The organism is Peribacillus sp. AS_2 (assembly GCF_026891895.1).
GTDB classification, from domain to species: domain Bacteria; phylum Bacillota; class Bacilli; order Bacillales; family DSM-1321; genus Peribacillus; species Peribacillus frigoritolerans.
In genome coordinates, this window is record NZ_JAPTGA010000001.1 from 305,992 (window position 1) to 321,648 (window position 15,657).

The 15,657-nt window shown below is 44.2% G+C and carries 11 protein-coding genes; 10 read left to right on the plus strand and 1 reads right to left on the minus strand.

Annotated elements, in window-relative coordinates; all coding sequences use genetic code 11:
• Positions 1-274: 274 nt before the first annotated feature.
• Positions 275-2,497, minus strand: a complete 2,223-nt coding sequence (locus OTG27_RS01435; RefSeq protein ID WP_483878182.1) for an MMPL family transporter — start codon at positions 2,495-2,497, stop codon at positions 275-277.
• Positions 2,498-2,752: 255 nt separating this feature from the next.
• On the opposite strand from OTG27_RS01435, the gene OTG27_RS01440 reads away from it, so the two are divergent.
• The 10 genes from OTG27_RS01440 to OTG27_RS01485 all read left to right on the plus strand — a co-directional run bounded on the left by OTG27_RS01440 (position 2,753) and on the right by OTG27_RS01485 (position 15,627).
• Positions 2,753-4,336, plus strand: coding sequence for a catalase (locus OTG27_RS01440; RefSeq protein WP_268936144.1), 1,584 nt, complete (start codon positions 2,753-2,755; stop codon positions 4,334-4,336).
• Between the two features lie 191 nt (positions 4,337-4,527).
• Positions 4,528-4,758 carry a CsbA family protein gene (locus tag OTG27_RS01445; RefSeq protein WP_034309928.1) on the plus strand — a complete coding sequence of 77 codons (231 nt, stop codon included), beginning with the start codon at positions 4,528-4,530 and terminating at the stop codon, positions 4,756-4,758.
• Positions 4,759-4,977: 219 nt separating this feature from the next.
• The gene (gene uvrB, locus OTG27_RS01450; RefSeq protein ID WP_098185592.1) at positions 4,978-6,963 is read left to right on the plus strand and encodes an excinuclease ABC subunit UvrB; all 1,986 of its coding nucleotides are present in this window, start codon (positions 4,978-4,980) and stop codon (positions 6,961-6,963) included.
• Positions 6,964-6,969: 6 nt separating this feature from the next.
• The gene (gene uvrA / locus OTG27_RS01455) at positions 6,970-9,849 is read left to right on the plus strand and encodes an excinuclease ABC subunit UvrA (RefSeq protein ID WP_268936015.1); all 2,880 of its coding nucleotides are present in this window, start codon (positions 6,970-6,972) and stop codon (positions 9,847-9,849) included.
• Between the two features lie 230 nt (positions 9,850-10,079).
• Positions 10,080-11,180 carry a DUF4097 family beta strand repeat-containing protein gene (locus OTG27_RS01460; RefSeq protein ID WP_268936016.1) on the plus strand — a complete coding sequence of 367 codons (1,101 nt, stop codon included), beginning with the start codon at positions 10,080-10,082 and terminating at the stop codon, positions 11,178-11,180.
• Positions 11,181-11,704: 524 nt separating this feature from the next.
• Positions 11,705-12,640 (plus strand): HPr(Ser) kinase/phosphatase, encoded by a 936-nt coding sequence (hprK, locus tag OTG27_RS01465; RefSeq protein ID WP_034309933.1) that lies wholly within the window; start codon positions 11,705-11,707, stop codon positions 12,638-12,640.
• A gap of 26 nt (positions 12,641-12,666) precedes the next feature.
• A complete protein-coding gene (lgt, locus tag OTG27_RS01470) occupies positions 12,667-13,479 on the plus strand; it encodes a prolipoprotein diacylglyceryl transferase (RefSeq protein ID WP_268936017.1) in 813 nt (270 codons plus the stop codon).
• Positions 13,480-13,506: 27 nt separating this feature from the next.
• Complete coding sequence (locus tag OTG27_RS01475) at positions 13,507-14,451, plus strand: nucleoside recognition domain-containing protein (RefSeq protein WP_268936018.1); 945 nt, start codon at positions 13,507-13,509, stop codon at positions 14,449-14,451.
• On the plus strand, positions 14,441-15,112 hold the full coding sequence (gene ppaX, locus OTG27_RS01480; protein WP_057278119.1) for a pyrophosphatase PpaX: 672 nt from the start codon (positions 14,441-14,443) through the stop codon (positions 15,110-15,112). Before OTG27_RS01475 ends, ppaX begins: the two co-directional genes overlap by 11 nt.
• A complete protein-coding gene (locus OTG27_RS01485) occupies positions 15,109-15,627 on the plus strand; it encodes an acyltransferase (protein WP_034309938.1) in 519 nt (172 codons plus the stop codon). The genes ppaX and OTG27_RS01485 overlap by 4 nt, the downstream gene beginning before the upstream one ends.
• The last annotated feature ends 30 nt before the right edge of the window (positions 15,628-15,657 follow it).

A 15,657-nucleotide genomic window follows, 5' to 3' on the forward strand; every position in this document is an offset into this window, starting at 1 on the left:
TATGGGGCACAGGGTTTTCAGACTGTAGACAAACTCGAATGATGATTTCAACTCCAGGCACTCGCTTTCCGCGGGCGGTCCGGAAGCCTCCTCGGCGCCTTGCGCCTGCGGGGTCTCCCCTCGACGCGCTTTTCCCGCAGGAGTCTCGCACCTTCCGTAACAATCGACTTTGTTTTGAAATTTCAGGTAAAAACCCTTTTGCTTACAAACTCAAACCCTGTGCATTTATGGGGCACAGGGTTTTTAATGAAGAAGGGTAAAGCGGACATCTTTATTAATTGGCCTGTTCTTTCTTTTCTTGATTGGTCACTTTACCCGGCCAAAAAGCACGGCGGCCAAGGAGGGAGGTGATTGCAGGAACAAGGAACGGGCGCACAATGAATGTGTCCATTAAAACACCAAGGGCGGTAATGAGCCCGAATTGGACCAATACTTGAATCGGAAGTGTGGCTAGAACGGAAAAAGTGGCTGCCAAGATTATTCCGGCGGAGGTGATGACACCGCTAGTTTCGGCAACGCCCTTTCTGATGGCCTGCTTGATTGGCATCGTTTCTTTCTTACGCCAAATGCTTGAAACCATGAAAATATTATAATCTTCTCCAAGTGCGACCAGGAATACGAAAGAATAAAGTGGAATTGTCCCCTCTATCGCATCGACACCCATGAAATAGTGCAGGATAATCCAACCTAACCCCATAGCTGCAAAGAATGAGAGAATGACTGTCCCCATTAAATACACCATGGCTGTCACAGATCGCAAGTAGGCTAACAGGAGCAGGGAAATCAGGACGATGATGATCGGGATGATCATGAATTCATCGGATTTGACGGTATCCCTTTTATCGAATTGAGTCGCAGTCTGCCCGCCAACCCAAACCTTTTCATCTACGGAAGATATATTGGCGGCTTTCAATTCTTTCTCCGCCATTGTACGGATTTCCGGAATGGAATCTATGGCCTCGATATCATATGGGTTGATGTTGAATGTGACCTCATAGGATTGCAGATCTTTATTCGATTTACTTGAGACTGGATCGGCAACAGTTTCCACAATATCCATCCCTTTTAATGCCGGTGCTAAATCAATATCTTCACCATCCGTATCGACAACCACTGTCGCCGGTGCCAGTTCGCCTGGTGAATACGAGTCGGAAATGACAGAATAGCCTTCACGTGAGTTCATATCTTCAGGGAAGGAAGAGAGAATATCATATGAATATTTTATTTGTGAAGAATATCCAGCTAAAACACTGAAGATGATCAGGCATGTAAGAATGACGGTCCATGGCTTGGTTGTGACGATATGGCCAATCCAGTTACCGATGCGGCCTTCTTTATGCTTTTTGACGGCTTTTCCCTTTTTCTTGGCCCGTGCTTCTTCCATTTCAGGTGTACGCGGGACGATTGGGAAGAAGGAAGCCCTTCCGAATACAGAAAGCAATGCAGGTACAAGTGTTAAAGCTGCCAGCATCATGATTAAAATCGACAAGCTGAATGGTACAGCGAAACGGTGATAGGCTCCGTATTTGGCTACAAGCAATGTTAGCAGGGAGATGACGATCGTTAGGCCGCTCATCGCAATGGCGCCTGATGAATCTTTAAATGCTGCGATCATGGCTTCCCGTTTGCTTGCATGATTCCTTAATTCACTTCTGTAGTGAGAAATTAAAAATAGGCAATAGTCCGTTCCGGCACCGAATAATAATACGGTCATGATTGAAATGGCCTGTGAATCGACTGTAATCCAACCATGATCTGCCATGAAGCCAAGGATCGGGCTTGTGACAATATAGGCGAAGCCTACTCCGATTAAAGGAATTATGGCTAAAAGCGGGGAGCGGTAAATAAGTAATAATACGACAAGTACAAGTATTACTGTCGCTAAAAGCAATTTGAAATCAGCACCTGAAAATAAACCCGTTGCATCGACTGATATCCCTACAGGGCCTGTCACTCGAAGGGATAATTCATCTGAATCGGTCGGGACCTTGAATGGGTCCGTTCCAATGCGCTCCGTTACTGCTTCATTAATGCTTTCAAGATTTTTTTCGAGAATTTCAGTCTCGGTCTTTTCTTTAAAGAAAAGCGGCTGCACGAAAGTCGTTCCATCTTCTGAAACCGATCCTTTAAGAGCAGGCAACGGAATTTCATGAAGCGGCGGTAAGAAAGATTGCTGTGTCAATGGATTATCTGTCAGTTCCTTTGAAAGATACTGGATTTCAGCCAAGTCGGCCTCTTTCAGTCCACCTTCCCGATGCCATGTAAGCAGGGCAGGTATTCCAGAGGAATTTGGAAACTCTTCTTTAATAAGTTCATCAGCCACGACAGAAGGCGAGTCATCAGGCAAGTCTGAGGCATTATTTGCTGTTAGATCATTAACGGCAGGCAATGTGAAGGTTAATGCAATTGCTGTAATTATCCATGCGGTAATGACAACCCAACGACTGGTTTTTCCTGTCATCACCCTGCCAAGTCTTCCTATTATTGATTCGTCCAATGAAGGCACCCCGCTTTTTGAATTTTTTATCCTCATTTCATTATAGTGTTGTCATGTTGACTTATACAAAAATGGGTATGCTCACTCCAACTACTAAACTCTTCAAGTCGTTGATGGCATGAAAATAGGCTCATCGATATATAGGGGAAAAGTACTTATTTACCTAATTTCAATTAAATTTTGAAGATTGAAGAGTTAAATATAGGAAATGGGGGAAAGTATAGTAGTATTGTGGCCTTTATTAACAAAGGAGGGATTTTTTTGTCTGATGAATCCAAAAAAACAAATGATGAAACGAATGAAACATTAACGAACAGGCAAGGGCACCCGGTAACGAATAACCAGAGTCTAAGAACTGTAGGGAACAGAGGTCCTAGTACACTTGAGAACTATGATTTCCTGGAAAAGATCAGCCACTTCGATAGGGAGCGCATCCCTGAACGGGTTGTGCATGCCCGCGGTGCAGGTGCGCATGGTTATTTCGTTCCGACAGGTAAAGCGGGGGACGAGCCGATTTCAAAATATACGAGAGCGAAGGTTTTTCAGGAAGAAGGTAAAAAAACCCCGGTATTCGTGAGATTTTCATCTGTTATTCATGGAGGGACATCCCCGGAAACGTTACGTGACCCAAGGGGATTTGCCGTTAAATTTTATACGGAAGATGGAAACTGGGATCTTGTAGGCAATAACCTGAAAATTTTCTTTATCCGTGATGCCATGAAATTCCCGGATTTGATTCATGCATTCAAACCGGATCCGGTCACGAATATTCAGGACGGCAGGAGGATTTTCGATTTTTGCTCGAGTTCGCCTGAAACATTCCATATGGTTACCTTTGTGTTTTCCCCATGGGGCATCCCAGCTAACTACCGCATGATGCAAGGATCAGGGGTCAATACTTATAAATGGGTGAATGAGGAAGGGAAAGCAGTGCTCGTCAAGTATCATTGGGAACCGAAACAAGGGATCAAGAACCTGACGCAGCAAGAGGCCAATGAAATTCAAGCTACGAATTTCAATCATGCCACACAGGATCTATATGAAGCGATCGAACGCGGGGACTATCCGGAATGGGATCTCAACGTACAGATCATGAGTGATGATGATCATCCTGAATTGGATTTCGATCCGCTGGATGATACGAAAATCTGGCCGAAAGATGAGTTCCCATGGCTGCATGTCGGTAAGATGGTATTGAATAAAAACCCTGAAGACTATTTCACTGAAGTCGAACAGGCTGCATTCGGTACCGGTGTCCTAGTGGATGGACTGGATTTTTCTGATGACAAGATGTTACAGGGACGTACATTCTCTTATTCCGATACACAGCGTCACCGTGTTGGCGCGAATTATTTGCAACTGCCGATCAATGCTCCAAAGAAACGAACTGCCACGAATCAGACTGGCGGACAGATGCAATATGAAGTTGGCAGAGGCAGCCAAAGCCCCCACATCAACTACGAACCATCCACTGTCGGCGGCTTGAAGGAAGCCAATCAAACGGGCAAAGAGTATACACCTATGGTGGAAGGGAAACTTGTCCGTGAGACAATTGATCGCCAAAACAATACGAAACAGGCCGGGGAAACGTACCGGGAATTCGAGGATTGGGAAAAAGACGATTTAATTTCCAATTTAGTGGCGGCATTGGCTCCTGCCGACAAGCGCATTCAGGAAAAAATGATAGCACTTGCCGAAGAGGCCGATGAAGAGTATGGCCGCAGATTGAAAGAGGGACTGGCCGCGGCCTCAGAACATACGGAATCTTCAAAACCACTGGGTGGGACGGATAACCCTGAGGACGCCGTTAGAAAAGGACATGGAGCGGATCCATATTGATTGAACTGAAAAGAAGCAAACTTCCTTATAAAGGGGTTTGCCTCTTTTTTTTTATGGGCATAATTAATGGATGTGTGGATGCTCTTCCAAGGATGCCTTTTTAAAATCAAGCAGGAAATTGATTGGCAAAAAACTTCATAATCATTTAAACTGAAACTACTCTATTTTTCTCTTATAAAGGAGATGAAAAAATGATTAAAATTCTTTCTGCCCTTTTCCTTCCTTGTCTACTTGTCATGCTCTTTTCAAGAGTCACCTATAACAATGTCGTAGGCCTTGTTTTAACTGTTGCCTTGATTACAGCTTCCGCATATAAAGGTTATACGCATACAAACTTATTGATCATCGTCGATGCCTTATCCCTGACAGTGGGATTTTGGTTATCAAAAAGAATGATGAAACGTACATCCAAGAGCGCCTGACATCAAAGGTGCTTTTTTTGTACTCAAACTTGTCATTCCCCTCAACACATCATGAAGTTCATTAAAACAAGAATCGAATGGATGTTCGCTTATTGCTGGTTTGTTTTAAGGCTATTGTGGTAGAATGTGTATATATGCTTTATTAAACCGGAATAAATAGAAGGGATATAGGCATGTCCCGTTTTCATATAAAAATATTTCAATAGGAGGCCATGCTTGGTGAAAGATAAGTTTGAGTTAGTCTCAAAATACTCTCCTCAAGGAGATCAGCCGGCAGCAATTGAAATGCTGGTCGAAGGGATTAAGGAAGGCAAGGAAATGCAGACGTTATTGGGGGCAACGGGTACAGGGAAAACGTTCACCGTTTCCAATGTGATCCAAAAGATCAATAAACCGACTCTTGTCATTGCCCACAATAAAACGTTGGCAGGGCAGCTTTACAGTGAGTTCAAAGAGTTCTTCCCTAATAATGCCGTCGAATACTTCGTTAGCTATTATGATTACTACCAGCCAGAGGCTTATGTTCCATCCACGGATACATTCATCGAAAAAGATGCAAGCATCAATGATGAAATCGATAAACTGCGTCACTCGGCCACATCATCTTTGTTCGAAAGGAAAGATGTCATCATCATTGCCAGCGTTTCGTGCATATATGGACTCGGTTCTCCTGAAGAGTACCGGGAGATGGTCGTTTCCCTCCGAACTGGCATGGAAATAGACCGGAATGCCTTGCTGCACAGACTCGTGGATATTCAATATGAGAGGAATGATATTGCTTTCCAACGGGGGACCTTCCGCGTTCGCGGCGATGTCGTCGAAATTTTTCCGGCCTCCCGTGATGAACATTGTGTACGGGTCGAGTTCTTCGGGGATGAGATCGACCGTATCCGTGAAGTCGATGCCCTGACCGGTGAAATTACCGGTGAACGGGAACATATCGCCATTTTCCCGGCTTCCCACTTCGTAACCCGCGAAGAGAAAATGCGGATAGCCATTCAAAATATCGAAACGGAACTGGAAGAGAGACTGAAGGAATTAAGGGAAGATGAAAAGCTCCTTGAAGCACAGCGCTTGGAGCAGCGGACCCGCTATGATTTGGAAATGATGCGGGAAATGGGCTTTTGTTCTGGGATCGAGAACTATTCCCGTCATTTGACGCTTCGTCCCTCAGGTGCGACACCATACACTTTAATAGATTACTTTCCAGAGGATTTCCTATTGGTCGTGGATGAATCACATGTAACTCTTTCGCAAATCCGCGGAATGTTCAATGGAGATCAGGCGCGGAAGCAAGTGCTCGTCGACCATGGCTTCCGTCTGCCGTCTGCGAAAGATAACCGCCCGCTAAGATTTGAAGAATTTGAAAAAAAGGTCCATCAATCCATATTCGTTTCGGCAACTCCGGGACCATATGAACTCGAACATACACCAGAAATGGTTCAGCAAATCATCCGTCCTACCGGATTGCTGGATCCGACGGTAGAAGTGCGGCCGATTGAAGGGCAGATAGATGACCTGATCGGTGAAATACAGGAGCGCGTCAAAAAGAACGAGCGTGTGCTCATAACGACCTTGACGAAAAAGATGTCTGAAGATTTAACTGATTATTTAAAGGAAATCGGCATCAAGGTCCAATATCTTCATTCGGAAGTGAAGACCTTGGAAAGGATAGAAATCATCCGGGAACTCCGAATGGGCAAATATGATGTACTCGTTGGAATCAACCTTTTAAGGGAAGGCCTGGATATTCCGGAAGTGTCGTTAGTGACCATTTTGGATGCCGATAAGGAAGGGTTCCTTCGCTCGGAACGTTCGCTTATTCAAACGATGGGCCGTGCAGCCCGTAATGCCAACGGCCATGTCATCATGTATGCAGACCGCATCACGAATTCGATGGAAATTGCCATCAATGAAACGAGGCGGCGCCGTGAAATCCAGGAGAAGTATAATGAAGAGCATGGAATAATGCCTCAAACCATTCAAAAGGATATCCGTGATTCCATAAGGGCGACTCATGTAGCCGAAGAAGGCGAAGAGTATAAGGAAGATCTTGCACCAAGCCTTGCGAAGCTCCCTAAAAAAGAGCGTTTAAAAGTGATGGCAAGCATGGAAAAAGAAATGAAGGAAGCGGCAAAGGCACTGGACTTCGAGCGAGCTGCCGAGCTGCGTGATTTATTACTAGAGTTAAAAGCGGAAGGGTGACGAAACATGGCAATGGATAAAATTGTGATAAAAGGCGCCAGGGCCAACAATTTAAAGAATATTGATATCACGATACCGAGAGACAAACTTGTTGTGCTTACCGGATTATCCGGATCTGGAAAGTCTTCCTTGGCTTTTGATACGATTTATGCAGAAGGGCAAAGACGTTATGTGGAATCACTGTCCGCTTATGCTCGTCAATTCTTAGGCCAAGTGGATAAACCGGATGTCGATGCGATCGAAGGTTTGTCACCAGCCATTTCCATAGACCAGAAAACGACCAGTCGGAATCCTCGTTCAACTGTAGGGACTGTTACGGAGATCTATGATTATTTAAGGCTGTTATTTGCACGGGTCGGCAGACCGACCTGTCCGATCCATAATATTGAAATCACCTCACAAACGATCGAACAGATGGTGGACCGCATTCTTGATTACCCTGAGAGAACCAAGCTTCAAGTATTGGCACCGCTCGTCTCAGGCAGAAAAGGGACACATGCGAAGGTTTTGGAGGATGTTAAGAAACAAGGTTATGTCCGCATTCGTGTGAACGGGGAAATGCATGATCTCAGTGAGGAAATCACTCTCGAAAAAAATAAGAAACATTCGATTGAAGTCATCATTGACCGGATCGTCATTAAAGAGGGGATCATAGCCAGGCTTGCAGATTCATTGGAAAGTGCTTTACAGCTTGGCGAAGGCAAAGTCATCATTGACGTAATGGGTGAGGAAGAGCTGCTTTTCAGTGAACATCATGCTTGCCCATACTGCGGATTTTCGATTGAAGAGTTAGAGCCGAGGATGTTTTCCTTCAATAGCCCGTTCGGGGCCTGTCCGGATTGTGATGGCTTGGGGGCGAGGCTTGAGGTGGACCGTGATCTCGTCATCCCGAATAACGAATTAAGCCTCCGTCAACATGCGATTGCGCCATGGGAGCCGACGAGTTCTCAATATTATCCTCAGCTCCTTGAAGCGGTAGCCAACCATTATGGAATAGATATGGATGTGCCCGTTAAAGATTTACCGGAAGAGAAGATGGATAAGGTCTTGCTTGGTTCAGGTAAAGATAAGATATATTTCCGTTATAAAAATGATTTTGGAAGAGTGCAAGAAGGATATATTCCATTTGAAGGAGTTTTAAGAAACATCGAAAGGCGCTTCAAGGAGACGAGTTCAGACTATATTCGTGAGCAAATGCAGAAATACATGTCAGAACATCACTGTCCGACCTGTAAGGGTCACCGTTTGAAGAAAGAGAGTCTTTCCGTGCTCATTCAAGGGGTCCATATAAGTGAAACGACAGCTTTATCAGTGGAAGATGCATTAGTATTTTTCGATGAGCTTGATTTGACTGAAAAGGAAGCGGCAATTGCGAGATTGATTTTACGTGAAATTCGTGAGCGGCTCGGTTTCCTGGCTAATGTAGGTTTGGAATATTTGACGTTGAGCAGGGCAGCGGGAACATTATCCGGCGGTGAAGCGCAGCGTATAAGATTGGCGACGCAGATCGGTTCCCGTTTAACGGGAGTCCTCTATATTTTGGATGAACCTTCAATAGGGCTGCATCAGAGGGATAACGACCGTTTGATCGAAACATTGAAGAATATGCGCGAAATCGGGAACACCCTGATTGTTGTCGAGCATGATGAAGATACGATGATTGCTGCGGATTATTTGATTGATGTTGGTCCAGGAGCCGGAGCGCATGGAGGGGAAATAGTGGCCGCCGGTACTCCGGAAGAGGTCATGAATGATCCTAAATCCTTAACGGGTCAATATTTGGCAGGGAAGAAATTCATTCCATTGCCATTGGAACGCCGGAAAAATGATGGCCGTGTCATTGAGATAAAAGGTGCCAAGGAAAATAATCTGAAAAACGTTAATGTGAAATTCCCACTTGGGGTCTTTACAGCAGTTACAGGAGTATCTGGATCAGGGAAAAGTACATTAGTGAATGAAATCCTCCATAAATCTTTGGCTCAAAAGCTGAATCGGGCAAAAGCCAGACCAGGTGATTTCCGCGAGATTAAGGGAGTTGAGCATTTAGATAAAGTCATTGATATTGACCAATCACCAATTGGCAGGACCCCACGATCGAATCCAGCTACCTATACGGGTGTATTCGATGATGTTCGTGACGTATTTGCCTCGACTAATGAAGCGAAGATACGCGGTTATAAAAAAGGCAGGTTCAGTTTCAATGTGAAGGGCGGCCGCTGTGAAGCATGCCGAGGTGATGGCATTATCAAGATTGAAATGCATTTTCTCCCAGATGTATATGTCCCATGTGAAATCTGTCATGGTAAGCGTTATAACCGGGAAACACTTGAAGTGAAATATAAAGGGAAAAATATATCCGACATCCTCGATATGACAGTAGAGGAAGGCGTAAGTTTCTTTGAAAATATCCCAAAAATCAAACGGAAGCTACAAACGATTTATGACGTTGGTTTGGGTTACATCAAGCTTGGACAGCCTGCCACCACTTTATCAGGCGGTGAAGCGCAAAGGGTGAAACTCGCTTCTGAATTGCATCGCCGTTCCACTGGGCGCTCATTTTATATCTTGGATGAACCGACTACCGGACTTCATGTCCACGATATAGCAAGGCTGCTCCAGGTGCTTCAGCGGCTGGTTGACAATGGGGATACAGTTTTGGTGATCGAACATAATCTGGATGTCATCAAGACGGCGGACCATATTATTGACCTGGGACCGGAAGGCGGAGATAAGGGCGGTACGATCGTCACTTATGGAACACCTGAAAAAATATGTGAAGTTTCCGAATCGTATACGGGAAAATACTTAAAACCTGTACTTACCCGTGATCAAATTCGTATGGAAAATTGGATTGAAGAAAAAGAAACAGAGCATGAACATGCTTAAAAGAACAAGCCATCAGGCTTGTTTTTTTGTAGAAAAATGACAGTGGGCATTTAATCAATCATTTGATTAAAGAATGGGAAAACAAGATATTTCCGGGGAAATCAAACATCTTCCTTTTCGGAAATTGTCATTTTCGTTTGTCGAATGGTGGGAAAAACGGTATTTATGAAACTTTTTAGATATCTAGGCGTATGTATGAATAAAATGATAGAAGAAAGCGAGGAATGTTCATGCAGGAGGAAAGAAAGAAAATTTTAGAAATGATTCAGGATGGAAAGTTATCAGCGGAAGAAGCCATGGGCCTATTGGAAGAATTAGATAAAGCCAGTCAGGAAAGTGAAGCTAAAGAGCAGAAATTGCAAAATGAATTATCGACGGTGGTCGTGGATAAGAAAAGCGAAGGAAGCAATCAGGATACGTTTAAGAAGAATATCCAGTCATCGAAAGAAAAGATTATGGATTTCGTTGAAAGTGCTTTTAAGAAAATCAAAGAAACGGATCTTGATTTCAATTTCGGGAAATCTGTGGAGGTCAGTCATATTTTCCAGCATGATCAAGATTTCCTGAATGTAGTTGATGTAGATATAGCAAATGGGAAAATGAAAATCGCCGCATGGGACCATGATGATGTCCGGGTGGAATGCCAAGCTAAGGTATACCGTGTGGAAGATATAGAAGAAGCCAGGAAAAACTTTTTGGAAGAAGTCGATTTCACGATTGAAAATGGAAAGTTGAAGTTCAAGGTTCGTGAAAAATCCATAAAGGTTGATACGACCATGTACATTCCAAGAAAGGAATATGACGACATTCATGTAAGGATGTTCAATGGCGCAATCACGGCTGAATCATTGAAATCAGAAAACTTTAAAGCGAAAACAGCGAATGGTGCCATTCATATCATGCAGGGTACGGGTGATTTCTGTGAACTTGAAACTGGTAACGGGATGATCACCATTTCAGATACCAATTTTAATGACTTGGAAGCCGAAACCTTGAATGGAGCGATTAATGCCGATGGGTACTTCAAGAAATTGGATGTCCAAACGTTCAATGGTGAAGTCATCTGTACGAATTCAGGAATGGATTGCGATTCGATCCATGCTAAGTCAGTCACTGGAAAAGTCCAGCTGACCCTGCCTCCAGGCAAGGCGATCGAAGGAGAGTTGAAATCCAATTTAGGAAGCTTTAATGTAACTTTGGAAGGGATGACCATCATCGAAGAGAAAAGTGATGTGGTTCAGAAGGTCCTTAAGTTCAAGACGGTTAAAGAAGAAGTTCCTGTGCTTCATGTTTTTGCAGAAACGAAGACTGCAGCAATAACGGTTTCTTGAAAAGGGAAGTTCACTGGCGGCGCAAAATGCAGGCAAACTCGATGGGAAAAGAGTTTGCCTGCATTTTTTTATGGATTGTTTAAAATTTAATAATAAGGTTGATTGGAACGGAAGGTACGAGACTCCTGCGGGAAAAGCGCGTCTAGGGGAGACCACCCCCGCAGGCGCAAGCCGAGGAGGCTCCACGACCGCCTCTGGATAAGCGAGTACTGGAGCGGAAATCAACATGCAATTTTAGCGAAACCACACCTAAGGGGGTGCTTAGAGTTAGTTCGGGAATATCATTTGATGAAAGGTACGTTTTCCTATCCCTTTCGCCTCCAAAGTGAGCCGGCCAATATAAAATGGCGGGCTTTCCTTTATTTATGTTCATCCTCATCTCTTTCCTGTTCACGTGGCCAATCCGTACGGAGTGAATAAAAAAACGATAAATCGATAATGCATTGTTTGGTTATTAACAGAAAAATGCTAAAATAGAAAAAGTATCTCAAAAAATAGCATCGCTCCAGAAGGAGGAAAGATATATGGCAAAAGTCCGTACAAAGGATATAGTAGAAGCGTTCGGTCTAGAACTTATCAGTGGGGAAGAAGGAATTAACCGACCGATCGTCACGAGTGATTTATCTCGTCCCGGACTTGAAATAGCCGGTTTTTTTGATTATTATCCAGCAGATCGAGTACAGCTTTTAGGCATGACGGAGATGTCCTTTTTTAATCGGTTGAATGAACCGGATCGAATACAGAGGATGGAAGAGTTGTGCCGGGACTTCACTCCAGGCATCATCATTACGCGTGGTCAGGAAGTGCCGATAGAATTGATCGAAGCTTCTGAGCGGGAATCCGTTCCTGTGATGAGATCCAATATGAAGACGACAAGGTTATACAGCCGTCTGACCAATTTCCTTGAAAGCAGGTTGGCGCCAACCACTGCCGTTCATGGTGTATTGGTGGATATCTATGGTTTAGGTGTGTTGATCACCGGTAAAAGCGGAGTCGGTAAAAGTGAGACAGCCCTGGAATTAGTGAAACGGGGTCATCGTCTCGTAGCCGATGACTGCGTCGAAATCAGGCAGGAAGATCAAGATACACTGGTCGGGAATGCCCCGGATTTAATCGAACATCTTCTTGAAATTAGGGGATTGGGAATCATAAATGTAATGACACTTTTTGGAGCTGGTGCAGTCCGCAGCAATAAAAAGATCTCAATCGTCATCAATCTGGAACTATGGGAAAAAAATAAGCAGTATGACCGGGTTGGCCTTGATGAAGAGAAAATGAAAATCATCGATACGGAAGTGACGAAAATTACCGTACCTGTCCGTCCAGGGCGAAATTTAGCTGTTATCATTGAAGTGGCAGCCATGAATTACCGCCTGAAACGAATGGGAGTAAATGCTGCAGAACAGTTTTCTGATCGCTTGAACCATGCCATTGCAGATCCGGAACATGATGAATTTTAAAAGGTTATAGGAAAAGAGGGGACAAAATGGAACAAGGAATACAGCCGCTGAATCCGATAGCGGTTGATCTAGGGCCCATCCAGGTACATTGGTATGGGCTAATCATCGGTTTCGGTGTGTTATTGGGACTTATTATCGCATTAAGGGAGTCTGAGCGAAGAGGTCTTGATAAGGAAATATTTACTGATTTGATTTTGTTTGCTGTCCCGATCGCGATCATTAGTGCCCGTATTTATTATGTGATCTTCCAATGGGAGTACTATTCACAAAACCCGGGGGATATCATAAAAATATGGAATGGCGGAATTGCCATACATGGTGCGTTGATCGGATCGGTGCTGACTGCAATCGTTTTTGCAAAGGTCAAGAAGGTCTCATTTTGGAAGCTGGTGGATATTGCTGCACCGAGCTTATTGTTGGGGCAGGCGATTGGCCGTTGGGGTAATTTCATGAATCAGGAAGCGCATGGGGGAGAAGTAACAAGGTCATTCCTTGAAAATATGCATTTGCCTGAATTCATCATAAATCAAATGTACATAAACGGTACGTATTATCACCCGACCTTCTTGTATGAATCTATTTGGAATATCCTCGGAGTCATAATTCTCTTAAGTTTACGGAAAGTGAACTTGCGCAGGGGGGAACTGTTTTTAACCTATGTAATATGGTATTCCTTCGGACGTTATTTCATCGAAGGATTGCGGACGGACAGTTTGATGCTGACGGAGTCACTGCGTATCGCACAAGTGATTTCGATAGTGTTGGTAGTTGTAGCCATTGCTTTAGTGGTCTATAGAAGGGTCCGCGGGCATGCAGACAAAAGATATTTAGATGCATAGGTAATATGTGAAAAGGGAGAGGGCATAGTGATAGTAGATTCGGTTAAAAAGGGACTTCTTTCAGGCTTGAATACAACCTGGTCTTTGGGGAAAGTGATATTTCCGGTTACTCTGATCGTCACTGTGCTTCAATATACGCCTGTATTGCCGTTCATCATCAACTTGATAGCGCCTTTAATGAATCTCATCGGTCTTCCAGGGGATGCCGCAATTCCTCTTGTATTAGGGAATTTCCTGAATTTATACGCAGCGATTGCTGGCATATTAACGCTTGATTTGACTGTGAAAGAAGTTTTTATCATCGCTATGATGCTATCTTTTTCACATAATTTATTGATTGAGTCAGGTTTGGCGATGAAAACCGGTGTCAAGCTGTGGGTCATTCTAACAGTACGGATCGGGCTTGCGCTTTTGTCCGCGGTCGTCATCAATCTTGTTTGGCAGGGCGGATCTGAAATGGCCCAAGGAACGGCTATCGGGGAGGCTGCAGAGATTAACGGAACGGGAGCAATCCTTTTGCATGGGGTCATCCAGGCCCTTTCAGGAATTGGACAGCTGGCGGTCATCGTTATTCCGCTCATGGTGGCGGTTCAAATCATGAAGGATTTAAAGTGGCTGGAAGCCTTCTCGAAGACCCTTGCTCCTTTCATGAAGGTCCTGGGGATGAAGCCGAATGCTTCCATGCCTTTCGTTACCGGCCTGACTCTCGGTTTGGCATATGGCGCAGGCGTAATGATTCAAGCTGCTAAAGAGGATAATGTTTCGAAGAAGGATATGACGATTGCATTCATCTTTTTAGTTGCCTGCCATGCTGTTGTAGAAGACACACTGATTTTTATTCCGCTGGGGATTCCGGTCTTGCCGCTGTTACTTATTCGGCTGCTCACTGCCATTGTTTTAACGATGGCCGTTGCGTATATATGGAATCGGACTGATAGGGTACAGAGAAAGGAAGCTGTATATGAACAGTAACATAACTACATTATTATTTGATCTTGATGGTACGTTGATTAATACAAATGAATTGATCATCGCCTCTTTTACAGAAACTTTAAATCACTTTTGTCCTGGAAAGTACAAGCGGGAAGATATCATTCCATTTATCGGACCGACTTTGGTCGATACGTTTTCTTCCATTGATCCAAAACGTGTGGATGAAATGATCGCATACTATCGGGAGCATAATTGGAGGAACCATGATTTGCTTGTCACACAATTTGACGGGGTGTTCGAAACCGTTCAAACGCTGAAGCAGAGCGGTTATAAATTGGCAGTCGTTACGACAAAGAAGCGTGATGTCGTCGAAAAGGGCCTGCGTTTAAGCAAACTGGATCAGTTCTTTGAAGTGGTGGTCACACTGGATGAGGTGGAAAAGGCAAAGCCGGACCCAGAGCCTTTGGTAAAAGCTTTACATCAACTCGGTTCGGTCCCTGAAGAAGCGATCATGATTGGCGACAGTTATCATGATATCATGGGCGGGAAAAATACAGGTACAAAAACGGCAGGGGTCTCCTGGTCCATTAAAGGCCGTGAATTCCTGGAAAGCTATCACCCTGATTATATGCTTGAGCAGATGGCGGATTTATTGAATATCGTTGAGGTTGAAAAACTCACGGAGGCTAGAAAAAAATGAGGCGCACGTCCCGCTATCCAGTTGAAGGGGCCAATTCACTATGGCATGTATTTAAGACCGTTCCATTCTGGAAAGTCGTCAAGAATTTTGTGGTGATACAGATAGCGCGTTACACGCCTTTTCTGGGCATGAAGAATTGGCTATACAGGACTTTTTTACATATGAAGGTCGGGAAGCATACTTCGTTTGCCTTGATGGTCATGCCGGATGTGATGTTTCCGGAAAAAATATCGGTCGGAATAAATACTGTCATTGGCTATAATACGACGATCCTTGCTCATGAATATTTGATTCATGAATATCGTTTAGGAGAAGTGGTCATTGGCGATGAAGTATTGATTGGCGCGAATTCGACCATTCTTCCAGGACTTTCAATTGGTAATGGGGCGATTGTCTCTGCGGGGACGCTTGTCCATAAAGATGTTCCGGAGGGAGCTTTCGTTGGGGGGAATCCAATGAAAATCATATATACCAAAGAGGAAATGCTTGAGAGAGAGCAGCAAACTTCCTTATGATAAAAGAAAGGACTTGCCCTATATGCGGCA